Source organism: Roseovarius sp. W115 (assembly GCF_032842945.2).
In the GTDB taxonomy this organism is placed as follows: domain Bacteria; phylum Pseudomonadota; class Alphaproteobacteria; order Rhodobacterales; family Rhodobacteraceae; genus Roseovarius; species Roseovarius rhodophyticola.
In genome coordinates, this window is record NZ_CP146606.1 from 561909 (window position 1) to 586818 (window position 24910).

17 protein-coding genes, 1 tRNA gene and 2 pseudogenes are annotated in these 24910 nt (G+C 55.9%); 13 read left to right on the plus strand and 7 right to left on the minus strand.

What is annotated here, in order from left to right:
* Positions 1-181: 181 nt before the first annotated feature.
* Positions 182-763 carry an outer membrane protein gene (locus RZS32_RS02825; protein WP_317055518.1) on the plus strand — a complete coding sequence of 194 codons (582 nt, stop codon included), beginning with the start codon at positions 182-184 and terminating at the stop codon, positions 761-763.
* A 69-nt stretch (positions 764-832) separates the two neighbouring features.
* Here the strand turns inward: RZS32_RS02825 and RZS32_RS02830 are convergent, their stop codons facing one another.
* Positions 833-1945 (minus strand): patatin-like phospholipase family protein, encoded by a 1113-nt coding sequence (locus RZS32_RS02830; RefSeq protein WP_317055519.1) that lies wholly within the window; start codon positions 1943-1945, stop codon positions 833-835.
* 356 nt (positions 1946-2301) lie between these two features.
* On the opposite strand from RZS32_RS02830, the gene RZS32_RS02835 reads away from it, so the two are divergent.
* Positions 2302-3159, plus strand: coding sequence for an isopenicillin N synthase family dioxygenase (locus RZS32_RS02835; protein WP_339106800.1), 858 nt, complete (start codon positions 2302-2304; stop codon positions 3157-3159).
* Positions 3160-3315: 156 nt separating this feature from the next.
* Here RZS32_RS02835 and RZS32_RS02840 read toward each other — a convergent pair whose 3' ends face one another.
* Positions 3316-4227: a hydrogen peroxide-inducible genes activator gene (locus RZS32_RS02840; RefSeq protein WP_339106801.1), complete on the minus strand. Its 912-nt coding sequence runs from the start codon at positions 4225-4227 to the stop codon at positions 3316-3318.
* Positions 4228-4335: 108 nt separating this feature from the next.
* Here RZS32_RS02840 and katG point away from each other — a divergent pair, with 108 nt between their 5' ends.
* The 4 genes from katG (at position 4336) to RZS32_RS02860 (ending at position 11154) form a co-directional block, all read left to right on the plus strand.
* Positions 4336-6513, plus strand: coding sequence for a catalase/peroxidase HPI (katG, locus tag RZS32_RS02845; RefSeq protein ID WP_317055522.1), 2178 nt, complete (start codon positions 4336-4338; stop codon positions 6511-6513).
* 451 nt (positions 6514-6964) lie between these two features.
* On the plus strand, positions 6965-8887 hold the full coding sequence (locus RZS32_RS02850) for a tetratricopeptide repeat protein (protein ID WP_317055523.1): 1923 nt from the start codon (positions 6965-6967) through the stop codon (positions 8885-8887).
* A gap of 9 nt (positions 8888-8896) precedes the next feature.
* Positions 8897-9769: a phosphatase PAP2 family protein gene (locus RZS32_RS02855; RefSeq protein ID WP_317055524.1), complete on the plus strand. Its 873-nt coding sequence runs from the start codon at positions 8897-8899 to the stop codon at positions 9767-9769.
* 14 nt (positions 9770-9783) lie between these two features.
* The gene (locus tag RZS32_RS02860; protein WP_317055525.1) at positions 9784-11154 is read left to right on the plus strand and encodes a S8 family serine peptidase; all 1371 of its coding nucleotides are present in this window, start codon (positions 9784-9786) and stop codon (positions 11152-11154) included.
* Between the two features lie 167 nt (positions 11155-11321).
* Here the strand turns inward: RZS32_RS02860 and RZS32_RS02865 are convergent.
* Positions 11322-11408: transfer RNA gene (locus RZS32_RS02865), tRNA-Leu, on the minus strand.
* A 90-nt stretch (positions 11409-11498) separates the two neighbouring features.
* A complete protein-coding gene (locus RZS32_RS02870; RefSeq protein WP_317055526.1) occupies positions 11499-12833 on the minus strand; it encodes a peptidoglycan-binding domain-containing protein in 1335 nt (444 codons plus the stop codon).
* A 173-nt stretch (positions 12834-13006) separates the two neighbouring features.
* On the opposite strand from RZS32_RS02870, the pseudogene lipB reads away from it, so the two are divergent.
* A pseudogene (gene lipB, locus RZS32_RS02875) lies at positions 13007-13613 on the plus strand (lipoyl(octanoyl) transferase LipB).
* A 202-nt stretch (positions 13614-13815) separates the two neighbouring features.
* On the opposite strand, the pseudogene RZS32_RS18970 reads toward lipB, so the two are convergent.
* The 3 genes and pseudogenes from RZS32_RS18970 to RZS32_RS02895 form a co-directional block, all read right to left on the minus strand.
* Positions 13816-16325: pseudogene (locus RZS32_RS18970) on the minus strand (ATP-dependent helicase).
* Between the two features lie 68 nt (positions 16326-16393).
* Positions 16394-16873 carry an L-2-amino-thiazoline-4-carboxylic acid hydrolase gene (locus RZS32_RS02890; RefSeq protein ID WP_317055529.1) on the minus strand — a complete coding sequence of 160 codons (480 nt, stop codon included), beginning with the start codon at positions 16871-16873 and terminating at the stop codon, positions 16394-16396.
* An 18-nt stretch (positions 16874-16891) separates the two neighbouring features.
* Positions 16892-17314: a RidA family protein gene (locus tag RZS32_RS02895; RefSeq protein ID WP_317055530.1), complete on the minus strand. Its 423-nt coding sequence runs from the start codon at positions 17312-17314 to the stop codon at positions 16892-16894.
* Positions 17315-17471: 157 nt separating this feature from the next.
* On the opposite strand from RZS32_RS02895, the gene RZS32_RS02900 reads away from it, so the two are divergent.
* From RZS32_RS02900 to RZS32_RS02925, 6 genes are all read left to right on the plus strand, one after another.
* Positions 17472-18053 (plus strand): LysR family transcriptional regulator, encoded by a 582-nt coding sequence (locus RZS32_RS02900; protein ID WP_317055531.1) that lies wholly within the window; start codon positions 17472-17474, stop codon positions 18051-18053.
* A 219-nt stretch (positions 18054-18272) separates the two neighbouring features.
* Positions 18273-19412 carry an alpha-hydroxy acid oxidase gene (locus tag RZS32_RS02905; RefSeq protein WP_317055532.1) on the plus strand — a complete coding sequence of 380 codons (1140 nt, stop codon included), beginning with the start codon at positions 18273-18275 and terminating at the stop codon, positions 19410-19412.
* Between the two features lie 167 nt (positions 19413-19579).
* A complete protein-coding gene (pyc, locus tag RZS32_RS02910; protein WP_317055533.1) occupies positions 19580-23020 on the plus strand; it encodes a pyruvate carboxylase in 3441 nt (1146 codons plus the stop codon).
* 74 nt (positions 23021-23094) lie between these two features.
* Positions 23095-23586 (plus strand): YegJ family protein, encoded by a 492-nt coding sequence (locus tag RZS32_RS02915; protein ID WP_317055534.1) that lies wholly within the window; start codon positions 23095-23097, stop codon positions 23584-23586.
* A gap of 74 nt (positions 23587-23660) precedes the next feature.
* Positions 23661-24449: a phosphodiesterase gene (locus tag RZS32_RS02920; RefSeq protein WP_317055535.1), complete on the plus strand. Its 789-nt coding sequence runs from the start codon at positions 23661-23663 to the stop codon at positions 24447-24449.
* 94 nt (positions 24450-24543) lie between these two features.
* On the plus strand, positions 24544-24837 hold the full coding sequence (locus tag RZS32_RS02925) for a ribbon-helix-helix domain-containing protein (RefSeq protein WP_317055536.1): 294 nt from the start codon (positions 24544-24546) through the stop codon (positions 24835-24837).
* The last annotated feature ends 73 nt before the right edge of the window (positions 24838-24910 follow it).

Here is a 24910-nt window from a genome sequence, read left to right on the forward strand (position 1 = left end):
CCTACGGCAAGATCTGCACGCCGCAAACTGGCGAAACTCTTGGCTGAAATACGCCAATGATCACAGAAGCGAGAGCAACTGTTAAATGCATAAGCGAAACTGATCTATATAGTGAACTCAACCGTATTTGGTTTACTGATGCGCCTTTAGGTACGAAGGCGCACCAAAAAGAGGATAAATTATGTTAAAGCATACACTCACGGCAGCTGCAGCCCTTCTGGCTGCAAACACTGCATTCGCTGGTAATGTGACCGCGCCAGCCGAAGAACCTACCCTTGCTCCCGCAGCGCCTGTCGCGGCATCCCCCAACTGGACCGGTTTTTATCTTGGCGGACAGATTGGTTACGCAGATGTCGACACAAACTTAGCGGGCGTAGACGGTGATGATGTCATCGGCGGTATCGTCGCTGGGTATGACTATGACCTCGGCAACTGGGTTGTCGGCGCAGGTCTTGATTACGACTTTGCCGACATCGACTTGGGCGGCGCAGCTTCGGTTGAAAACGTTTTCCGCGTCAAGTTGCGTGGTGGTTACAAGATCGGCAACGGTCTGCTCTACGCCACCGGTGGTTACGCCAACGCTGACACAGATACGCTCAGCGATGATGATGGCTATTTCATTGGTGCCGGATATGAGCACCTGATTGCCAATCAATTCTCCCTGGGTGGTGAAATCCTTTACCACGAATTCGACAATTTCAACTCCACAGGGATTGACGTCGAGGCCACAACGATTCAACTGCGTGGCACGTTCCGGTTCTAAAGCGGTTCGCGATAGATCTGAACGCGGCGAAAAAGCCCTCAAGGTGGAAACCTTGGGGGCTTTTTACGTCTAGAACCTTTTGCCACGCGCGGCGCGTTCAGCCTCAAGCTCCAGCACATTGCTTTTACCGGCAGCCCCGGCCTCACCAAAGAGCGCATCAACGTCAAGCGTGGACGCCACTTCAATCTGTTCAAAGTTGACCTTCAGCCAGCGATCCGCATGCGCCCGCCCAATATCACGCAGATGACACAGAAACGCCCATTCCGAATTGAGTTTGGACGAGGCATCGAGGGCAAGCATATCATCGCAGCCATCGATCATATGTAGATAAATCCGGCGGAACTGATCCTCTGACAACTGCCCCTCTACGATCAGGCCGTCAATCAGATCAATCGTCTTCACATCGCGCAGCATGGATGCGTTGAAAGTGATCTCGTTGAGCCGGTTTTGGATGTCTCTGGCGCGCTGCGGTGTGCCGGGGCGTTTCAACGGATTGATCTGCACGATCAATATGTCCGGACTTGGAGAATGGTCGATAAACGGGAACAGCACCGGGTTGCCCATGAATCCACCGTCCCAATAGGGCACACCGTCGACTTCCACCGCCTTGAAGAGATGCGGCAGACAAGCAGAGGCCATAACCACGTCCAACGTGATCTCGTGGCGATGAAACACCCGCGCGTGGCCGGTTTCGACATTGGTGGCCGAAATATAGAGCCCCATGTCGTCGCACCCGGCCACTTTGTCGAAATCGACAAAGTCCTCGACCAGATTGCGCAGCGGGTTGTAGCCCAAAGGGTTAAGATCATAAGGCGAGGCCATGCGGCTCAGCAAATCCATCCACAGATAGCCGGGGGAATTGTCCAAAGACCAGGAACCAGACGCAATACCCCATGGCGTGCGTTTGATCGGGCTGAGCTGCCCTGCCCGGCTCACGGCGTGCCAGAACTCTTCCAAAGCGGCCTGCGCACCACGCGCGCCGTCGTCATACATGCCCTGGGTGGCAACAACCGCATTCATCGCCCCGGCGGAGGTGCCACTGATGCCTTCAATCCAAAGCCGGTCTTCTTCGAACATCCGATCCAGCACACCCCAGGTGAATGCGCCATGTGACCCTCCACCCTGAAGCGCAAGGTTTATTGCCTTTTCGTGCCGTTTACCGCGCCCATATGCCTTGGCCATGTCTCGCCTTTCAAAAGCCCTGTCGCGACACCCGGAAATCGAATATGACGACGTTGTTCGACCTCTACATAGGGCAGGTGCAGCATAGTTTGAATGACTAAAGCGCCTCACTTTCAACCTGAGACATCAGCGACCAGCGAAACGCGGGCAACGATTGGGTGTCACGCTGCGTTTCGCGATCATCATTGCGTCAGGTTCAGCCCGACCTACTTTAAGGCGACAAAAGGCTTCTGCAGACCAGTCTTCCAGGCATATAGGCCTAATTCAGCACCGTTTGGCAGATATGACCAATTGAGCCTTGAACAGGCAGAGCTTGCCAGTATCGTCCACCCAAAGCCGTTATTCCGACTTTATTGATGAAAGTTAGCTCCATGGCCGCCTTCGAAGTTCTCGCCATTAGTCCGGATGATCCCAACGCTCCAGAACTGTTTTCCAAATCCCTGCGGGGCACCGGGTTTGCGGTCATCAAGGACCACGATATCGATATGGTGGAAATCTCGGACATGTATGATGTCTGGTCCAAGTACTTTGCCGATGAGGCCAAGCATGACGACGCCACTCCGGGAAGCGATCCGGCCGGGTACTTTGGCTATAAATCCGAGAACGCCAAGGGCCGGACACAAAAAGACCTCAAGGAGTTTTTCCACGTCTACCAGTCTCGCGATGTGCCGCCAGATTGCGAAGCTGTGACAAGAAAATTTCATGCAAGCCTGATTGGGTTGGGCGAAACCCTTCTTGGATGGCTGGATCAGGTCACACCACCCGAAGTGGCCAGCAAGCTGTCGATGCCGTTCACCAGGATGGTTGAGGGATCACAAGACCACCTTTTGCGCGTGCTGCACTACCCGCCCCTGCCCGACGACGTTGAGCCCGGAGAAGTGCGCGCCGCGGCTCATGGTGATATCAACCTGATCACGCTGCTGGTAACAGGGTCAGAGCCGGGGCTTCAGGCACAGGATGTCAACGGCGATTGGCATGATATCCCGTGTGGCACTGGCTACATCAACGTCAATGCGGGCGACATGCTCGCACAGGCCAGCCATGGCTATTACCCGTCAACCGTGCACCGCGTCATCAACCCGCCAAAACAGGAGAACCGCGCTCGCTATTCTCTGCCGCTCTTCATGCATCCGCGACCGGACGTCCGGCTGGCCACGCAAACGGCAGGAGAGTTTCTGCAGCAACGACTGAAGGAAATCGGTCACGCCGGGTGAGACAAGGGTTAGGGTTTTGCAAACTGGAGCGGTCAAAGAGCAAGCAGTTTCGCCAATGATTTCCACAATAGTTCGAATGGTTAGACTTTTGGCTCTTTCTCACTGACTAAGAACGACAAATCCGCAGGTGTTTGCACAATTGAACAGAGAGCTTGATCAGCCGGTGAGCCGGTCCCTCTGAGCCTGGCCAATCTGCCGGATTGAAGCCCCGAGGCCCATCAGTTGTTTCTCGAGGGGGTTTGTCTTTCTCCAGATCATGCCAATCGTGCGTTTGGGTTTGTTTTTATGGAACCGCGAAATCGTCACCGACGTGCCATTTGCCTCAAGTGGGACAGCCATCTCCGGTATCAGAGTCAATCCCAGACCGGCATCCACCATTTGAACGAGTGTCGCCAGTGAGGAGCCTTCCATCAACAGGCTTGGGTCGGATGACCTTATGTCACAAAAGGACAGAGCTTGATCGCGAAAACAATGCCCCTCTTCGAGCAACAAGAGCTTCATCTCTTGCAATCGATCCGGTGTCGGCACCGGTTTGTGGGCAAAGGCTTCGGATCGGACCAGGACAAATTCTTCATCAAACAACGCGAATTCGCGCAGGCTAGGTTCCGAGACCGGTAACGCGGCGATCACAAAATCTAGCTTTGACTGCATCAAGTCATCAAGCAGCGATTGCGTCACGGATTCGCGTGGGCGCAATTCAAGCTCTGGCAAGGCAACCGATAACCGGCGGATGATTTCGGGAAGCAGGTACGGCGCCACTGTCGGAATAATTCCCATCCGAAGCCTGCCTTTTAGTGGCCCATCTGGTTTGCGCGCCAGCTCGGACATTTCATCCACATCCGTAAGAACCTTACGGGCTCTGGCAAGGAACTCTTCGCCCAGAGTTGTTATCCGGATTTTCCGAGAGGCGCGCTCAACAAGCGGCGCACCGAGCATCGTCTCCAGTTCTTTGATCTGCGCCGACAAGGCTGGTTGTGTGATCCCGCTTGCTTCTGCTGCGCGGCCAAAGTGGCCCATCCGTGCCAGGGCATCGAAGTATCTGAAATGTTTGAGAGTAAAGCCAATCATAACCTGAGCCTATCGTTACAAGAAGAATTTGCAATTGGAAACTATCCAACAGCAACGCTATCTCTGAGGCATCAATCCAGAATCGTTTAAAACTCCAGGAGATTAGAGATGGACGGAAACAGAATGCCAGGTCTCGGCGGCTGCCCAGTGAACCACGGTGGTAACACGTCGATGGAAAAGCCCGTAGCAAAGTGGTGGCCGAACGCGCTGAACCTCGACATTCTGCATCAGCATGGTGCGCGTACCAATCCGATGGATCCCGACTACAAGCATCGCGAGGCGGTGAAGGGGCTCGACTTTGAGGCCGTCAAAGAAGACGTCAAGGCGCTGATGACCGAAAACCAGGACTGGTGGCCAGCGGATTGGGGACACTATGGCGGCTTGATGATCCGTCTTGCATGGCACTCGGCTGGCTCATATCGCTTGCAGGACGGTCGCGGTGGCGCAGGCTCTGGCAACATCCGTTTTGCGCCACTGAATTCCTGGCCCGACAACGCAAGCCTCGACAAAGCCCGTCGGCTCTTGTGGCCAGTAAAGAAAAAACATGGCAACGCCCTCTCCTGGGCTGACCTCATCATTCTGGCTGGCAACATGGCTTACGAGTCCATGGGCCTGAAAACCTTTGGCTTCGGCTTTGGTCGCGAGGACATATGGGGGCCCGAAACCGACGTCTATTGGGGGTCGGAGAACGAATGGCTTGCGCCCTCAGAAAGCCGTTATGAGGACCTGGATGACGCATCGACACTTGAGAACCCGCTTTCAGCTGTGCACATGGGCCTCATTTATGTGAACCCCGAGGGTGTGAACGGCAATCCTGACCCGGCACGCACTGCCCATCACGTCCGCGAAACCTTTGCGCGTATGGCGATGAACGATGAAGAAACCGCGGCGCTGACTTGCGGCGGCCATACTGTTGGCAAGGCACATGGTGGCGGCGATCATGGAAATATTGGTGCAGAACCTGAAGGATGCCCAGTCCACATGCAGGGTTTTGGTTGGGACAACCCCGGTCACAACAGCAAAGCATCGAACGCGTTCACTTCAGGCATCGAAGGCGCTTGGACAAAGGAGCCAACGAAATGGGATATGGGCTACTTCGACTATCTCTTTGGGTATGAGTGGGAACTGACCAAGTCTCCAGCAGGCGCGCATCAGTGGACCGCCGTGAACATGCCGGAAGACGAAAAGCCGCTTGATCCGTCCGATCCCTCGGGCCGAGCGATGCCAATGATGACTGACGCTGACATGGCGATGAAGGTTGACCCGATCTACAATGAGATCTGTCAGAAATTCCGTGCCGACCCAGAGTACTTCGCAGACACATTCGCCCGTGCTTGGTTCAAGCTGACCCATCGCGACATGGGCCCTCGCGCGAACTACTATGGGCCGGACGTACCTGGCGAAGACTTGATTTGGCAAGATCCAATCCCTGCTGGCCCGACTGGTTATGACGTGGCTGCCGTCAAATCAAAGATTGCAGAAAGCGGTCTGACTGCAGCTGAGTTGATTGCAACAGCCTGGGACAGCGCACGCACGTTCCGCGGCTCGGACAAGCGCGGTGGTGCAAATGGAGCACGCATCCGGCTGGCACCTCAAAAAGACTGGGCAGGCAACGAGCCTGATCGTCTTGCCAAAGTGCTGGGTATCCTCGAACCAATCGCTGCCGAGACCGGAGCGTCTGTTGCTGACACAATAGTTCTGGGTGGCAATGTCGGACTTGAAATGGCCATCAAGGCGGGAGGACACTCAATCGAGGTGCCGTTTACACCGGGTCGCGGCGATGCCACTGCCGAACAGACCGATGCCGACAGCTTTAGCGTACTTGAGCCGGTCGCGGACGGGTTCCGCAACTGGCAAAAGGACGCCTATGCAGTATCGGCTGAGGAAATGATGCTCGATCGGGCTCAGCTCATGGGTCTGACGGCATCGGAAATGACTGTCCTTCTTGGCGGGCTGCGCGTCCTGGGAACCAACCATGGCGGCAACACCTATGGCGTCTTCACCGACCGGGTCGGCGCGCTGACGACGGACTTTTTCGTCAATCTGACGGATATGTCCTATAGCTGGCATCCGTTGGACGATGGAACCTACGAGTTGCGCGATCGGGCAACCGGTGATGTCAAATGGCCAGCCACCAGTGCGGATCTTGTCTTTGGGTCGAACTCTGTCTTGCGCGCCTATGCCGAAGTCTACGCACAGGACGACAACAAAGAGAAATTCGTAAATGACTTTGTAGCGGCCTGGACCAAGGTCATGGACGCCGACCGCTTCGATCTGGTCGCTTGAACCCAAGACTCTCGGGCGGGCTAAGTCCGCCCGAGATAAACTCAAGGCACATCGCCAGACTGGATTGCGACCACAGATTACGGCTTAACCTTACGATCCTCTCAAAAACATTTCGCGTTCAAACACATGCACCTGAGATTTGTGGGGTCGCGCTTGATTTGAAAGGGAACACAGCCGCAGAGCGACTTGCCGGTTTTTCCCTCGATGTTAGGACAGGGCCATTAACTCGATAAACCGCCCTTCCCGTTACACCAAAATTCTAGAACAATTCATTTTTGAACCGTAGTTCAGGCCAACTTCGCTTGCTGTGAATGCGTGGACCGTTTCAGGGTTTTGAACCTATTTTGCTGTCAACACTTGGGCGCATATCGAGACGCTGTGCTGACCCATACGCGAAGGCCTCAAACTATTTCCTAACGTTTCACTAACGATGCCGAAAGCAGGATGATTCGTGCATTTGGAAGGTGAATGGGACCACGATTTGATAACCGAATACTTTAATCCCAAAGATATTTTAGTAGCAAGTAAGCGCTCGTCGCATATGAGTGCCATTTCTTCAGATGGAACTTTGACTGCGACGTCTGAAAGAGCCGATTTAACCAGTAGCCTTCCAAATGCACCGAATTCAGCGCATGCTGCCAAGATGGCAGGAACTAGTCAGATTGTTGCCAAACTGTTTTTGATCGGGCGGCTGGAGCTTACCGATACCAATGGTAGTGTGTACACACCACGAGGGAAAAAAGCCTGTGCACTGCTCGCACTTCTTGCCCTCGCACCACGCCGCCAGAGAACAAAAGTGTGGCTTCGCGACAAACTTTGGAGCGAAAGCAGCGAACGCAAATCATCAAACAATCTGCGTCAGCTCATCTTTGAACTTCGGCGCGACCTGGGTGGATTCTTTGATGCAATACTGGATGTAGATCGTGACGCCATTTCACTCAAGCGCGGGGCGCTTTGGGTTGATTATTGCGAGGTGGAAGCAAACCCATCGCTGCTGAAAACTTTGCGCATATCGCCCGGAACTGACCTGCTTGAAGGATTGGATGTTCGGGACGAAGAATTCGAATATTGGCTGTTGCTGGAACGGCAAAACTGGCAAGAAAAGTGTGACGCCCTTCTTGAACGCGCGTCAGAGGCACAGGAAACACTACCGGTCCAGACGGGCACAGTCACTCCATCCAACGTCATCGTGCCGACCCCGGAAATACGAATTTCATTTGGGTTGCTGCCAAACATCCAACAGGGATGCAACGAAACCACAGCACATGTCTCAGACTACCTTCTTGAAGGTATTGTGAAGAATTTAAGAGAGCTGCATCCAATAGACGTGTTTGACCTACGTGATACCCTCGGTCACTCCGATGGCATCACTGGCGCGAGCAATTCGGACTATTTCATCCGAATACGCGCGCTTCAAATCCGTAACTCGCTGACACTGACATTTTTCTTGTATTGCGCGTCCAACATGACGCTTGAGTGGAGCCAATCCATTCAGACAACTGAGGACGAGGTTTTGAACTGGGACAGCTACGTTCTGTCTGGCTTCATCACGCAAAATTTGGACCGCATCTCGCGCAGCATAGAAAAAATGCCCTTGCGCAAGGGCGCACCCAATCGCGAGCCCGCTATGGCGGGTTACACTGCGCTCAACATGATGTTTCGCCTCGATGACATGGCATTGGACAACGCAGAGCAGCTCCTGACGCAGGACAGCAGAGGTCCAGGCGAAACGCTGTTTTCTGCTCTACGCGCTTATGCCGCCAGTTTCAAAGTAGGCGAAAACCTTGGCTCCATTACCAGCGACGCGTTTGTTGAGACCGACAAACTCGTACGCGAGGCGCTTGACAACAATCCATTCAATTCAGTCTCGCTTGCCTGTTTGGGACACGCGATCGGATATGTGTTCCACGAGCACAACCTGGCAGGCGACCTTCTGGAGCGCGCTTTGAAATTGAACCAAAATCAAGCTTTCGTCTGGGATCACTACGCATTGAACAAGCTATATTCAGGCGAGTACGAAGCGGCCCACAAGGCGGCGCTGAGGGCAGTCTACCTGGGCAGCTACAGCCCCATCAGCTACAGTTATGACACCACACTCGCCATGACTGCGACCATGCTCGGCAATCATCAACAAGCTATTGTCGCCAGTCAGAACGCCTTGAAAAAACAGCCGAAATTCACCGCTGCCATGCGGTATCTGATGGTTAACCTTGCGAAAACAGGGCAGGAAGACGAAGCCAATGATGTCTATCAGCGCCTGCTCGTGCGAGATCCCGAGTTTTCTGATGCCGAGGTGCAGAAGGCGCGCTTCAGGATTTCTCAAAAAAGCATACAGACCGACCTGATCAATTCGATCAAGCGCTTCACGGACTAGGAGGGCAATTTGGAAATTCACGAAATTCTCGCTCAGAATCGGTTTACCGTCACGCAAACCGGTCTCCGGTTAAATGACACGGATGTCCAAGTGGTCGACAATCCGAATGTGGGTGTATCCGGCGGCAACGCGCTCTCGTTGCTCGCATTGAACCGCAACAGAAACCGCAATCGGAACCGAAATAGAAATCGTAATCGCAACCGAAACAGAAACCGCAACCGCAATCTTGATCCTGTGGCGGGTGGCGGCATGCTGGAGCCCTGGAAAGAAAGGGCAAAGCTTCACGAGCTTTCTGAGCACTGGGTGGATCTCCCGATCCCACTGCCGCCAACAATAGAGCGTTTACGCGTTGAAGCGGTAGACCTTCTGATCAAGCAAGTGTTGCGTCGCACACCTCAAGAAATTCACCGTGAAGAGGAAATTTTTCGCGAAGCAAATATCGAGCTTTCCGGGTATCTGCGTCCTCTCGGCATTGAGGATCACGGCGGGTATGAAGCGACAGGATCCCTGTTTTATCTTATCCTGGCGCTGACGGATGAAATCGGTCTGCGCTACAAGGATCGTTACAGCGTCCTTAGGCCAAATCAGGTTGAGCCGCGCCTTCGCCCCCTGCTGCCAAACCCGCCGCACCAGTCCTATCCGTCAAACCATTCGTTCCAATCCTTTTCAATCGCGTTCATCTTTGCGCGCCTCTTGCCCGAGCACCCCGCGAGCTCGGAGATGTTCAACAGCGCCCGGAGAATCGCAGAAAACCGCGAGTGGGCTGGTTTGCACTACGCGTCGGACACTGATGCTGGTTACCAGTTGGCCCGCATGGTGGCCCCGGTTCTTGAAGAAGTCTGTGAAGAACAGATGCTTGCTGCTCAGGCAGAGTGGTATTGAAGGAAATATAAGAAATGAAAGTCACTGGTCGCGAAGATTACCCACAATATGATGCGCTCTGGCACCTTCAAACCTTGGGCGTGCTCGATAAAAACAACGCACCTCTGGATTGGTCCGCCGAACCGCCTGCAAAACCTACGCGCGTTGCTGTCATAGACACTTCGGTCGCCATCGCGCATCCAAACCTGGCGGGCGTGATCAACAAGGAACTTTCGCTGGACTTTTTCTCAGCACGCCTTGGCTCCTTCCCGTTTCTTCCCAAAGATCAGGAGAAAATCGGCGAGCTCGATCTGAAATGGGACACCGAAATAGCCGAAGGGCTCCCTCTGACCGAAAAACTCTTAGCGGAACTCGTAGACCGGCTGTCGAAGAGCTCCAAGCCGCATTCCAAAGGCATACAACCCTGCACATCTCCAGCGTTTTCGGCACATGGCACCAATGTCGCCGGACTGGTAGGCGCACGGCCCTGCATTGCAGAACAAGTTTTGCCGACAGGAGAGAAGGCACCCCTTGCCTTGCCTTATTCCGGTGTTGATCCGATGTGCGAGATTGTTCAGATCTCAAACAATTTCGATCCCGAGCCAGAGGGGCTGATCATGGCGTTTCTCTACGCCGACCTCATTGACGCCGACGTCGTCCTGTTGCCCCGCAACATTGCCGATCCGCACCGCATCGTACCGGAACTGGGTGACATCAAACTTGGAGACCAGAGCCTTACCGATCTGATCCGCCAAGTCGGGACGCAGGACCATCATACCGAGTTGTGGAGTGAGCTTTCCGCGCTGATCGTAAATGTCTCTCAATCACGTCCGGTGGTGTGCGCCGCAGGAAATGCCAATGAAGAAACTGGAATTTACCCTGCAAATTTGGCATCCGATCACAATGGTATTGTTTCCGTTGGGGCCGTTAACGCCAAAGGCTTTTGCAGCAGTTATTCCGTCAGCCGCAATATTACGGTTATGGCGCCCAGCAATGACGCCGAGATATTCGACGCGGCGGAAGTACGCCTCGACGAAAAGAACGCATACTATGACCCGACTGGCGTGCCCGACAGCAACTCAAACTGCAAGTATTCCAGCTTCGACGTCATCAGCACCGACGTGCCAGGGCTTTCAGGTTACTCCGGCAGCGTCTTTTTAAACGAAACCGTCGATGGGGCGCTGCTGGACTATGGGTCCTACTTCAGTCGCTTTGGCGGCACATCTGCTGCATCCGCCTTGGTAGCGGGCTTTTTATCTTTAGGTCGCTCAACCGGTGCCTACGAGGCCAATTCGGGTTTGGTCGCCAAGTCATGGCTCTTGGGGAAATGCCATGTGCAAAAAGGCGATGACGAAGAGTTTTGCATGCCTTGTTGGTCAGGGACACCGATTTTCCCTGACGCTTAACCAAGGATATCAGATACGTGTTCGCTCTATGCTGAGCTGTATGAAGACATCTGTGCTATTGGTGATCTTTAGGAACCCATGAGCGTTCAACAGACCGAACTACCAACATCTTGAAGTCGGTCTTCGAGTGGAAGCTCTGAAACGGGGATCGACTCTAAGGTCAAACTTGGTGCGGTCGAGAGGACTCGAACCTCCACGGGTGTTACCCCACAGCGACCTCAACGCTGCGCGTCTACCAATTCCGCCACGACCGCACATCGTGATTGGTGCGCGACGCTATAACAACGCCGCTGCACCTTGTGAAGGGCCTTTGCGCCAGAAAATGGCGCAAGGGCAGATTTGCGTTAGTCGGAGATACTGAATGTCGGCAGGGTTGAGACAGATTGCACGTTATCATCCCCTTCGCCGGTCAGGTTCTGGGTCTTTTCGTCCACGCCATTGGCTTGGTAAACCGCTTTGCGAATAAGCCCCGTGCGACCCGCATCGCCGGGTACGAAAATTGGCTTACCACTGACCTCAACCGCCGAGATGCCGGTCTCATACCAGCTTACGGCCAGATCGGGGCGTTTGGCGGTGCCAAAGCCTTCGTTCAGGTGATGGCCCAGAAGCTCAGCGTAGCCACGGTCTCCCAGCGCTGTCAGAAGCAACGCTGACCCTGCGGCCACGTCCATCGCGTCGGTACGATAGCCCACCGAAAGACAGATGCGCGCTGTGCCCGAGAGCTGCGCGGGGTCCATGCCAGTGTCCAGAATGAACTTGCTCACATCCGACAGAACTGCCTCCTGCGGTTGCAGCGACAGCGCGGTGAGCTGTTTCTTCATCGCAGGACCAAAGGCTGCGCATTGCTGTTCCAAAGATGCCTGATTGAGGCCTTCAACCCGTGTCGCCAATTCCTCGCCATCGGCAATTGCATAGGTCCGCGCGAGACAAAACTGTTCGCTGAGCGCAAAGCTGGCGTCGGTCATGCTTGCTTGCGTAACGTAGCCACCGTTGGAATTGGTCACGAGGCTGACCCGGCTGCAATGTGAGGCCAGTGACGGGCCAGAGGCCGCTTCACCAAAAAGATTTGGCAGGGATGAGCCACTGTCTTCTGTCGCAGCCAGGCTGGTTTCGGGTTCGGGGGTGATGGTGCCACTGTTATCGGTGGCCGCCACCGTGCCGTTGACAGATCCACCCAGAGCTTCATCCCGATAAGCATAAAGCAGACCGCGTGTACCTTGGCCGCGCTGCGCGATCAGTTGCGTCGTGGCCGCACCTCCCGATTGCGCCCGGTAGTAGGATCCCACCAGGAAATCGCGCTCATACAGTGCCAGCCGCCCGGTGATGGGATAGCTCATATGCGCCTGATACTGTGAAATGGCGTTTCGGGTATTGCGCCCGCGCACCCCATCGGGCGTGCCGGCCGGAAATCCAAAGTAGTTCAGCGCCACCTGCTCTTCGCGCGTGGCCACACGGGCCGCGCTGTTGTAGCTGGACGGCGCGCGTTTGGTCACCACGTTGCGCTGCTGCTGACGCTGGCGTTCGCGGTTTTTGATCCCCTCATTGACGATCACACCGCCAACAACGCCGCCGACAACACCGCCCACAAGCCCATCTGCAAAATCGGCTGCGGATTGCGTGGCGGGTGTGACCCCCACCGCTCCAGCGATACAAATGATAGCAACACGCTTTGAAAACATCCCCGGTCTCCTTTAATAGACAACTCTAAATTGCTGTAAGCCTAGCACAGTTCCTGCCGCTGAAACGAAAGAATCCCGCATTGCTCCTGCCCGATCCGCCGCAATCCGCTCAAAAAACCGTGCAATGGCACGTCTCAGAGGGGCATATCGGGTATCGTGAGGCCGAAGCGGCCATGGAGGCACGTGCGGCGCGAGATCGCCGAAGGGACCGCGCCTGAGGCTATTTGGCTGCTGGAGCACCCGCCGCTCTACACCGCCGGAACATCGGCCAAAGCACCTGATCTGACCGATCCCGACAGGTTTGAGGTTTTTGAGACCAAACGCGGCGGGCAATACACCTATCACGGCCCTGGTCAGCGCGTGGTCTACGTGATGCTGGATGTAGGCAAGCGCGGCCGGGATGTACGTGCTTTTGTGCAGCAACTGGAACATTGGGTGATCGCAACGCTCGATCAATTCAACGTCACGGGCGAAATTCGCGAGGGCCGTGTTGGTGTGTGGGTGATGAGGGATGACAAGCCGCTCACCTCACTCGGGACAAAGCCGGAAGACAAGATCGCCGCCATAGGCATCCGCTTGCGCAAATGGGTGAGTTTTCATGGCATTTCAATCAATGTCGAACCGGATTTGAGCCATTTTGACGGCATCGTGCCTTGCGGGATTTCAGAGCATGGGGTCACGAGCCTCGTTGACCTGGGATTGCCTGTGACACTGGCGGATGTAGATGTCGCTTTGCGCGCAACATTCCCGAGGGCATTTCCAGACCCGACGCTGGACTAGGGGTATTTGAGACAAGAAAGAAGCGTCAAACCCCCAAATGCTTCTTTCTTGTCAAAAATACCCATGGCGTCCGAGTAGCATTTAGAGTGTGTCGCGACAAACCTGACTCACAGATGATCGCGAACCGCAGCGCGACACCCAATCGTTGCACGCGTTTCGCCTTTCGCGGATGTCTCAGGTTGAAGGCGAAGCGCTTTAGAAATCAGAATGGGATATCATCTGCGCCTGAAACAAACCGCGCCACAACGTTTTTCACACCGGCCTTTTCAAAAGCGATTTCAAGTTTGTCGCCCTCGATTCCAGTGATCGTGCCGTATCCGAATTTCTGGTGAAAGACGCGCTCCCCCATGGTGTGGGCGCTGATGGCTTGCGCGTCGATGACGACGTTGCGGCTTTCTATTGGCTGGCTGAGCGGACGTTCCGCCGCCCGCGCCTGAAGCCGTTTCCAACCTGGAGAATTGTAGACATTGGCCTCCGCAGCGCGGTCTTCGATGTTTGAGCCAAAATCAGCACCCCCCATGCCTGCCGCGCCATAGCCTCCGCCGTAAAGACCGGGCGGTGTGAGGACATCGACATGCGTCTCAGGCAGTTCATCAATGAAGCGAGAGGGCATCTGGCTTTGCCATTGACCATAGACCATTCGATTGCCCGCGAAGGAAATCGTGCAAACCTCCTCCGCCCGCGTGATGCCCACATAAGCCAGGCGGCGCTCTTCTTCGAGGCCCTTCAGACCGCTTTCATCCATGCTGCGCTGCGAGGGGAAAAGCCCATCTTCCCAACCCGGCAGGAACACGGCGGGAAACTCCAGACCCTTGGCGGCGTGCAGGGTCATAATGCTGACCTTTTCGCCCTGTTCTTCGGAGTCGTTGTCCATGATCAGGCTGACATGTTCGAGGAACCCTTGCAGGTTCTCGAAAGATTCCAAGGCCTTGACCAATTCCTTGAGATTCTCCAACCGGCCGGGTGCTTCAGGCGTTTTGTCGTTCTGCCACATCTCGGTATAGCCGGAGTCATCGAGGATCATTTCTGCCAATTCGATATGGCTTAGGTTCCGATCGCCCACCAAACGGCCCCACCGGCGCAGACCTTCAATCAGCTTGGTCAGTTCGGTCGCGCCCTTGCCGCCGATCCCCTTCTCATCGAGCAGGATCGCCGCGCCTTCGAGCAGTGAAACACCATTCTGTCGCGCGCAAACCTGAATTTTCTGCTGCGCCTTGTCGCCCAAGCCCCGTTTGGGCGTGTTCACAATCCGCTCGAAGGCCAGATCATCCGCAGGCGACACCACAAGCCGGAAATATGCCATCGCATCGCGGATCTCCATCCGCTCATAGAACCGCGGCCCACCGATGACGCGATAGGGCAAGCCGATGGTGAGGAACCGGTCCTCGAAGGCGCGCATCTGGTGGCTGGCGCGCACGAGGATGGCCATATCATCGAGGCTGCGCGGTTCCATCCCCCGCGTGCCGCGCTGCATCGCTTCAATCTCGTCTCCGATCCAGCGCGCTTCTTCCTCGCCATCCCAATGGCCGATGAGACGGACTTTCTCGCCTTCCTCGGACTCAGTCCAAAGCTCTTTTCCCAATCGGTCCTTGTTGCCTGCAATCACACCGGACGCCGCAGCAAGGATATGCGGGGTTGAACGATAATTCTGCTCCAGCCGCACCACATGTGCGCCCGGAAAATCCTTTTCAAACCGCAGGATATTGCCCACCTCTGCCCCGCGCCAGCCATAGATCGACTGGTCATCATCGCCCACGCAGCAGATGTTTTTGTGCCCCCCGCCAAAAGCCGCAGCCACAGATACTGCGCCACGTTGGTGTCCTGATATTCGTCCACGAGGATATAGCGGAACCAGCGGCGGTATTGCGCGAGAACATCGTCATGGGTCTGGAAAATCGTGACCATATGCAACAGCAGGTCGCCGAAATCCACCGCGTTCAGTTCAAGCAAGCGCCTTTGGTATTGGGCGTAGAGCGCCACGCCTTTGCCATCATAAGCGCTGGCCTCAGAGGCGGGCACATTATCCGGAGTCCACGCCCGGTTTTTCCACTGGTCAATGATCCCGGCCAGCTGCCGCGCGGGCCAGCGTTTGTCGTCGATGTTTGCTGCCGCAACCAGTTGTTTGAGAAGCCGCAGCTGGTCATCCGTATCCAGAATGGTGAAGTTCGATTTCAAATGCAGCTCATAACCTGAAGAGTGCGGGGGGACTTCATCAACTTGGGGGCTAGGCACAGGCCCTAAATCATAAGGACCTTGGTCACTCTGGTCGTTTGAGACATAGAGGTTCTGGCCTTCAGAAACGGGTTGCGCGGATTCTCTTTCACCCCAACCAATAAGTTCTGCATGCCGCCGCAAGAGCTTGACGCAGATTGCATGGAAAGTGCCCATCCATCTGATCGGTTCTTTCAATTCAAAAGGTGTTCTCGAGAGACGCCTTTGCATCTCTTTTGCTGCTTTATTTGTGAATGTTACCGCGAGAATTTCGTCCGATCTAGCTCGCCCACATGTGATGAGATGAGCAACTCTTGCCATAAGCGCCTTGGTCTTGCCTGTACCCGCGCCTGCCAACATCAGCACCGGCCCTTCGAGTGTTTCTACGGCCTCACGTTGCGCAGGGTTCAGATCAGCCAAATAGTCATGCCTAGGCTTCGCCATCGCTCGCGCCGAAAGAGGCATCGCCTTAGCTGCCTCGGATTCGTCAAAACTGCTCATGGCGCGACGATAACGCGGGTGAAGAAAAAGTTAAAGTGAATGTTCGCCTTGTGTTCCGTTGAAATATCTCACCCTTTCTCCCGCACCACCGTGCGGCAACACCCCTCCTTCCCCGGTGCCCAGAGTTCCAGGTCAAAGTCGAACCCGGCGGTCTCCAAAGCGGCCTCATCATAGGCCGAGGCACAGTGCAAAAGCGTGCAAATCTCGTCCTCACTGCACCCCGCCTCGACCCAGGATTGTTTGAGCGGACAGGCCATCATCTTGACCTCAAATCCGGTATCGTCCAATCGCCGCAGGTCCGCCGCATAGGCCAGTTTGCAATCCGGCGCGCAGGCCCAGCACGCCGCCATCCTCTTGAAATCACGCGGCGCCAGATGCGACAGGTTTTGTCCCACTTTGCGCCCCACCGCCCCACTCGCGGCACGCATCACTTCAATGGCAGTGGCCTGATCAAAGCGGTCTGACAACTCGCGAAAGACCTCGAGATATATTGTACCGCGATCTTTGATGGCCTGCACCAACAGCGCTTTGGCCTGTTCGTTATTCATGTGATTGCCCTTTCCTTGCTACGCTCTTGGATCCTGAAATCGATCCTCCGGGATGACGGCGACGGGGATCACTTCCACTAGGAACTCCGGGTCGACCAGCCCGGCGCACTGAATCAGAATGCTGACCGGCCCATACGCGGCCTCAAGCCGTTCCGCGCGCACCTTTTGGATGGTCGGGATATCAGCAGGGTCCACGTAGAAGACTGTCAGCGAAACGATGTCGTCCATTCGTCCGCCAACGGCCGAAAGAACGGCCTCGACATTGTCAAAACACTGGTGCGCCTGCGCTTCACAATCCCCCGCACCCACTATGTTTTCGGCACTGTCCCAAGCAGCTTGACCTGTGATGTAGAGTGTGCGGCCCGCAGGCTGCACGACCCCGTGGTGATAGGGCCGTCCGCGCGTGGGCCAGTTTGCAGGCGTGTTAAATCTGATGGTCATATTTGACTCCTTCTTGTCGTTCTTTGCGCCACTAACGGCACAAGGGCTTTTCACCGCAAACGACAAGATCTGCGTGACAGACTTAGAAAATCTAAGCCTTCGACAGGATGCGCCTGTGTTAAACCTGCACAGAATTCAAAGCCGGAGGATCCTGAACATGACCTATCGCTTTCCCTCTTTGAACGGCCTCAAAGCGTTTGAAGCCGCCGCCCGGCATCTGAGTTTCAAGGCTGCCGCTGGGGAGCTTGGCGTCACACCGGGTGCCGTCAGCCAACAGGTCAAACGGCTCGAAGCATCCCTCGGAATTTCGCTCTTTCGGCGTTTGCCTCAGGGGTTGCTTTTGACCCGCGAGGGTGCAGCCTATCTGCCGAGCATCTCAGAGGCGTTTGACACTCTCACAGACGCCACGGAAAAGATCGCACCTGCCCTGAACGGCCGGAAACTGAGCGTTGGCATCTCAAAGACCCTGATCCCGCACATTCCTGCCAACTGGCATCGCCAATCCGACGCGTTGTCGGCTTATGTGCGAGACACATGCGTGTCAGACGATGTAGAGTTGATCTGGTCAAATGCGCTGGACGCTTTGCTGCTCGACTTTCCTACGCAGCATGGGGGGCTGTCTGAACAAACCGTCATGTGCGGCGCACGGTATGGTGGGCAGACGATCTACTTCGTGACACGTCCCGGTCTGGCCAAGTGCCGCCAATCCCGCGCGATGCTCGAAGAGTTGACAGCCTGAACGCCGCAAATGCGTCAGGATGTGTTGCCGATGCCTGTTGCAGGTGCAACGCGGCGTTAACTCATGCTCGTTGAATGCCGGGCACCGACGCAATACCGACGTGATACCGATGCAATACCGACGTGGGAAAGCCTTCAAAATAAGCCCGTTAACCTTAGAATCAGCAAAACGGGCTGTTTTCGCTTTTCGCGCCCGCGTTCCCTTGCTATCGCTCAGCCCATGTCACTCGACGCCCGATACCCCGCCCTCGCAGACCTGCGTGCAAAAGCACGTTGGCGTGTTCCCTATTTTGTCTGGGAATACCTCGACAGCGGCACGGGTGTTGAGGCCACGACCCGGCGCAATCGCTCCAAGCTGGATGAGGTCATGCTGATGCCTTCGATCCTGCATGGTGAGCCAGAGGTATCGACGGGTATGGAGTTTCTCGGCCAAAGCTTTGATTTACCGGTGGGAATTGCGCCTGTTGGCATGTCCGGCCTGATCTGGCCAGGGGCGGAGCAAAAGCTGGCACGTGCCGCGGCCAAGGCCAATATCCCGTACACTTTATCTACTGTGGCCAGCCAGACCCCCGAAGATGTCTCACCGGCATTGGGTGAGCATGCCTGGTTTCAGATGTATCCGCCCCGCGATCCCGAGATCCGCGCCGACATGCTCAAACGCGCCAAATCCGCCGGGTTTTCGACGCTTGTCCTGACCGTAGACGTGCCCGTAGGCAGTCGCCGCGAACGGCAGGTGCGCTCCGGCCTTACGCAGCCCCCCAAGATCACACCGCGCATCCTGTCACAGATCGCGCTCTGTCCGGCCTGGGCCATGGGCATGGCAAGCCGAGGCATGCCGCGGATGCGGTTGATTGACGATTATACGCCTGCAACCAAAGGCTTACCCTCCAACAAACACGCCGGTTACCTACTGCGCACCTCCCCCAACTGGGACTATCTGCGCTGGCTGCGCGAGAACTGGGAAGGGCCACTTTTGGTCAAAGGCGTGCTGGATCCAGCCGAAGTGCCCAAACTTGAGGCCGAAGGGATTGATGCTATCTGGATCTCAAACCATGCCGGGCGTCAATTTGATGCAGCACCAGCAACGGTCGAGATGCTGCCCGCGATTAGAATGGCCACGAAACTGCCCATTGTTCTAGATGGCGGTGTAGAAGGCGGGCTGGATATCCTGCGGGCCCTCGCGCTTGGCGCGGATATGGTGATGATGGGTCGGGCCTGGCACTATGCCCTGGCGGCATTGGATGAAATAGGCCCCGAACACCTCGTCCATATTCTCAAATCCGACCTTGAGGCGAATATGGGTCAACTCGGTATTTCATCACCGCTTGAGGCCCATACACGGCTTCATACATCCGGGTAGTCCCGCTACCCGGCAAGGTGGAAAATACGCTCAGTACGGGCCATACCCAGAAAGCCGGATTGCGCAAACCTTTCACAAATCTTACAAGCTGCGCAAAAGCGCTGCATTGCAGCGTGCTCTGCGTCAAGGCGCAGGCTGCCACAACGTAAAAGACCGAGGGACTGGCCATGGCCGAATTCAACAAAATCCTGATTGCCAACCGGGGCGAGATCGCCATCCGGATCATGCGGGCTGCCAACGAGATGGGCAAGCGCACGGTGGCCGTCTTTGCCGAAGAGGACAAGCTGGGTTTGCACCGGTTCAAAGCGGATGAGGCGTACCGGATTGGCGAGGGCTTAGGGCCTGTGGCGGCGTATCTCTCGATTGATGAGATCATCCGTGTGGCCAAGAAATCCGGGGCCGATGCGATCCACCCGGGCTATGGCCTTTTGTCGGAAAACCCTGAACTGGTGGATGCCTGCGAGGCCAATGGCATCACCTTCATTGGTCCGCGCGCCGCAACGATGCGCGCCCTTGGAGACAAGGCGAGCGCCCGCAAAGTGGCGATTGAAGCCGGTGTGCCGGTGATCCCCGCGACTGAGGTTCTGGGCGATGACATGGACCTTATCCGCAAGCAAGCTGACGAGATTGGCTACCCGATGATGCTCAAGGCCAGCTGGGGTGGCGGCGGACGCGGTATGCGCCCGATCAACAGCCCCGATGAGCTTGAAGAAAAGGTGCGCGAAGGTCGGCGCGAGGCCGAGGCCGCCTTTGGTAATGGCGAGGGGTATCTGGAAAAGATGATCATCCGCGCGCGCCATGTTGAGGTGCAAATCCTCGGCGACACGCATGGCAATATGTATCACCTGTTTGAGCGCGACTGTTCTGTACAGCGGCGCAACCAGAAGGTCGTGGAACGCGCCCCTGCCCCGTATCTCAGCGACGCGCAGCGTGCCGAGATCTGTGAGCTGGGCTACAAAATCTGCAAACACGTCAATTACGAATGCGCGGGCACGGTCGAATTCTTGATGGATATGGACACAGGCCAGTTTTACTTCATCGAAGTGAACCCGCGTGTGCAGGTGGAACATACCGTCACCGAGGAAGTGACCGGCATCGACATCGTCCAGGCGCAGATCAAGATTTCAGAGGGCAAGACACTGGCCGAGGCCACGCGAAAGCAAAGCCAGGACGAGATCAGCCTGAATGGTCATGCGATCCAGACAAGGATTACCACCGAGGATCCGCAGAACAACTTCATCCCCGACTATGGCCGCATCACGGCATTTCGCGAGGCCACGGGCATGGGCATCCGTCTGGATGGCGGCACGGCCTATTCGGGCAGCGTGATCACGCGATACTACGACTCACTCCTGGTGAAAATCACGGCCCATGCGCAAACACCCGAGGGTGCCATTGCAAGGATGGACCGAGCGCTGCGCGAGTTCCGTATTCGCGGGGTGTCGACGAACATTGCCTTTGTGGAAAACCTATTGAAACACCCGACTTTCCTGTCGAATGAGTACACCACCAAGTTCATCGACACGACTCCTGGGCTGTTTGAGTTCGAAGCACGGCGTGACCGGGGCACCAAGGTTCTCACCTACATTGCCGATATCACAGTTAACGGGCACCCCGAAGTCGAAGGCCGCCCACTGCCGCGCCCTGATCTCGCTCTGCCGCGTGCGCCGAAACCAGCCAATCCCGAGATTGCAGACGGCGCCAAGCAAATCCTGGAACGCGATGGCGCACAGGCCGTGGCCGACTGGATGGCGGCGCAAAAGCAGCTTTTGATCACCGATACGACCATGCGCGACAGCCACCAGTCGCTTTTGGCTACGCGCATGCGCTCGATTGATATGATCGAGGCCGCCCCCAACTATGCCCATGATTTGCCACAGCTTTTCTCGATGGAATGCTGGGGCGGCGCGACCTTTGACGTCGCCTACCGCTTTCTCGGTGAATGTCCGTGGCAACGGCTGCGCGATCTGCGCAAGGCCATGCCCAACCTGCTCACGCAGATGCTTTTGCGTGGCTCCAATGGCGTAGGCTACACCAACTACCCGGACAATGTCGTCAAAGCTTTTGTCGAGCGCGCTGCCGATGTCGGCGTCGACATCTTCCGCGTTTTTGATCCGCTCAACTGGTCGGAAAACATGCGCGTATCGATGGATGCCGTGCTAGACTCAGGGAAAATCCTTGAAGCGGCTATTTGTTATACCGGGGATATTCTTGATCCGAACCGGTCGAAATATGACCTGAAATACTACCTCGACATGGCCAAAGAGCTGAAGGCGGCAGGCACGCATATTTTGTGTCTCAAAGACATGGGCGGTTTGATGAAACCGGCCACGGCGTCGATCCTTTTCAAGGCGTTGAAGGAAGAGGTGGGCCTGCCCATCCACTTCCACACACACGACACCGCGGGCACCGCGATTGCCACCATCATGGCCGCCTCTGAGGCCGGTGTTGATGCCGTGGATTGCGCAATGGACACGCTTTCGGGCAACACCTCTCAGGCTACGCTTGGATCGGTGGTCGAGGCCCTGCGCCATACCGACCGGGACACCGGGCTTGATGTGGGCGCGATCCGGCAAATTTCGAACTACTGGGAGTCGGTGCGCGACCACTACGCGGCGTTCGAGTCCGGCATGCAGTCGCCCGCCTCTGAGGTTTACCTGCACGAGATGCCGGGCGGTCAGTTTACCAATCTGAAAGCACAAGCGCGTTCCATGGGTCTTGAGGATCGCTGGCACGACATTGCGCGCACCTATGCCGAGGTGAACCATATGTTCGGCGATGTGATCAAAGTCACCCCGATTGCCAAAACGGTGGGTGATTTGGCGCTGATGATGGTGACACAAGGCCTCACTTGCGAGGACGTGCTGAACCCCGAGACCGAGGTCAGTTTCCCCGATAGTGTGATCACCTTGATGAAGGGTTATGTGGGGCAGGCACATGGTGGCTTCCCCGAGGCTATCGTCAAAAAGGTGCTCAAGGGTGAGGAGCCCATCACAGTGCGCCCCGGAACCTTGCTTGAGCCTGCGGATCTCAAAGCCGAGAAAGCCGGGGTTGAGGAAAAACTGGGCGTGAGCATCGATGAGGAAGACCTGATGGGATATATGATGTATCCCAAAGTCTTCACCGATTACATGGAGCGCCATGTCGAATATGGCCCCGTGCGGACCTTGCCTACAAAAACCTTCTTCTATGGCATGGAAACCAACGAAGAGATCACCGCCGAGATTGATCCGGGCAAAACGCTGGAAATCCGGCTTGTGGCGGTGGGCGAGACCCGGGAAGACGGCCAGGCACGTGTCTTCTTTGAGTTGAATGGCCAGCCGCGCACCATCCGCGTGCCGGATCGTCGGGTGAAAGCCACTGTTGAGGCACGGCCAAAGGCCGAAGTGGGCAATGCCAATCATCTTGGCGCTCCGATGCCGGGGGTTGTGGCGACAGTGGGGATCAATCCGGGCCAATCGGTCAGCACAGGCGACCTGCTTCTGACCATCGAGGCAATGAAAATGGAAACAGGCTTGCATGCCGAACGCGATGCCGTGGTCAAGGCCGTGCACGTGCAGGCAGGCAGTCAGATTGATGCCAAGGATTTGCTGATCGAATTTGAATGACGCGTCATAATCCGGCCCAAATGGCTTGGTATCCGCCCGGTCCAAATTATTGAGTACAATAAGAAAGGGTCATGATGACACGTTTTCTCGCCAGCATCGCATGCGCGGTGTTTCTTCCGCTTACGGCTTTGGCCGGAGATGATGTTATTCAATTCGGCCAGCAAGACCCCGAGATGCAGTCCGCCATCGCCGAAGCGCGCACATCCTTGCCGCAGTTTCTGGCAAATACCCAAGGCGCGGACGGGCAATCCATAGAGGGCGCTGGCCTGAAGGTGGAATTCAACGCCGAGAGCGAGCAATCCGAAGTGATCTGGATCGTGCCCTTCGCGCCGCGCGGGGACGGGTTCGTTGGGATTCTGGCAAATGAGCCCACAAGCATGCCCGGTCAGCATGCTGGCGACATGGTGGAATTCTCTGAGGCGCAGATCGCGGATTGGACGTATAGCGCAGATGGCAAACTCTTTGGCAACTATACCACCCGTGTGATGCTGCCGCATCTGGATGACGCCACCAAAACACAGCTCTCGCAAATCCTGTCGGAAAATCCGGTACCTGAAGGCTGGTAAGCCTTCAAAACCATCTTCCAAAGCCGCGCGAATCCTTCCAAGGTTCGCGTGGTTTTTCTTTGCTGGGTGCGTCCATGAAAAAGCTCTTGGTTTTTACCGATATTCACATCGTGCCGCAGGGTGAAACGATTATCGGACTCGATCCTCTGGAACGCTTTGCGCAAGGGCTGCAGCATGCGCTTAGCAACCACCCGGATGCGGAGCGTATCGTGATCACCGGAGATTTAACGCATCATGGCACTCAGGAAGAATACATGCGATTGCATAATGCTCTTTCCGACTGCCCTCTCCCGGTCAGCCTGACATTGGGCAACCATGACAGGCGCAGTGCTTTTCTTGATGTTTTTCAGGATGTTCCCATAACGGACACAGGGTTTGTGCAAGAGAGTTTTGATCTCGATGAGACACGACTGATCCTTCTGGATACCTTGGACGAGGACGCCGCCAATCTGCATGGCGGGCTGCTTTGCAAACAAAGGCTTGACTGGATGGATCAAGCGATTGCCAGTGCCGACGGTCGTCGTGTGATCCTGGGGCTGCACCATCCTCCCGTTCTGACGGGATTTCCCGGCATGGACAGTATCGGGCTGGCCAACCGGTCTGAGCTGGCCGCGCGCCTGGCACAGCATGACGCCGTTGTGCAAATCCTGGCCGGGCATATTCACCGCACGATCCAGGGAAACCTCGCCGTCAATGAGACCCGCAACATCCCGGTTTTTATGTTCAAAAGCACCTGTCACCAAATGCCAATGCACCTTACGACTGACGATCATCATATCTCGGTAGATGAACCAGGGGCCTACGGTATTGTGCTCAACTCTGAGGACGGGATCTTGGTGCACACCGAGGATTTCACTCTTTAGGTCTGGCCGAACGTCAAACAGCAGGCTTGCCATACGGTTAAATCCTCGGAATGATGGGTTCACCATCGCAATGGGTCATATGGGAGGATGACACATGTGCCGTATGTTCGCCGGGCAAGACCCGGAACGATATGAGCTCGAAACCCGTAGTATGCGCCTGAATGGGCAAAGCACCAGCATCCGGTTGGAAAAATCATTCTGGCGTATTCTGGATGAAATCGCTGCAAATGAAGACGTAACCACGCCCGCTTTCGTGTCGAAACTGCATGGCGAAGTGCTTGAATTACATGGGGAACCCAAGAATTTCACATCCCTGCTGCGCTGCACGTGCCTGGTGTGGCAAGACGCACAAAACGCGCCTAAAACGGATCAGATTGCAGCCGAGTAGGGTGCGACCTAGTCTTTGCGCCGTGTAGTAACGGTTTACTACCTCGCCACACGCGCAGCTTGCTAGGCTACTT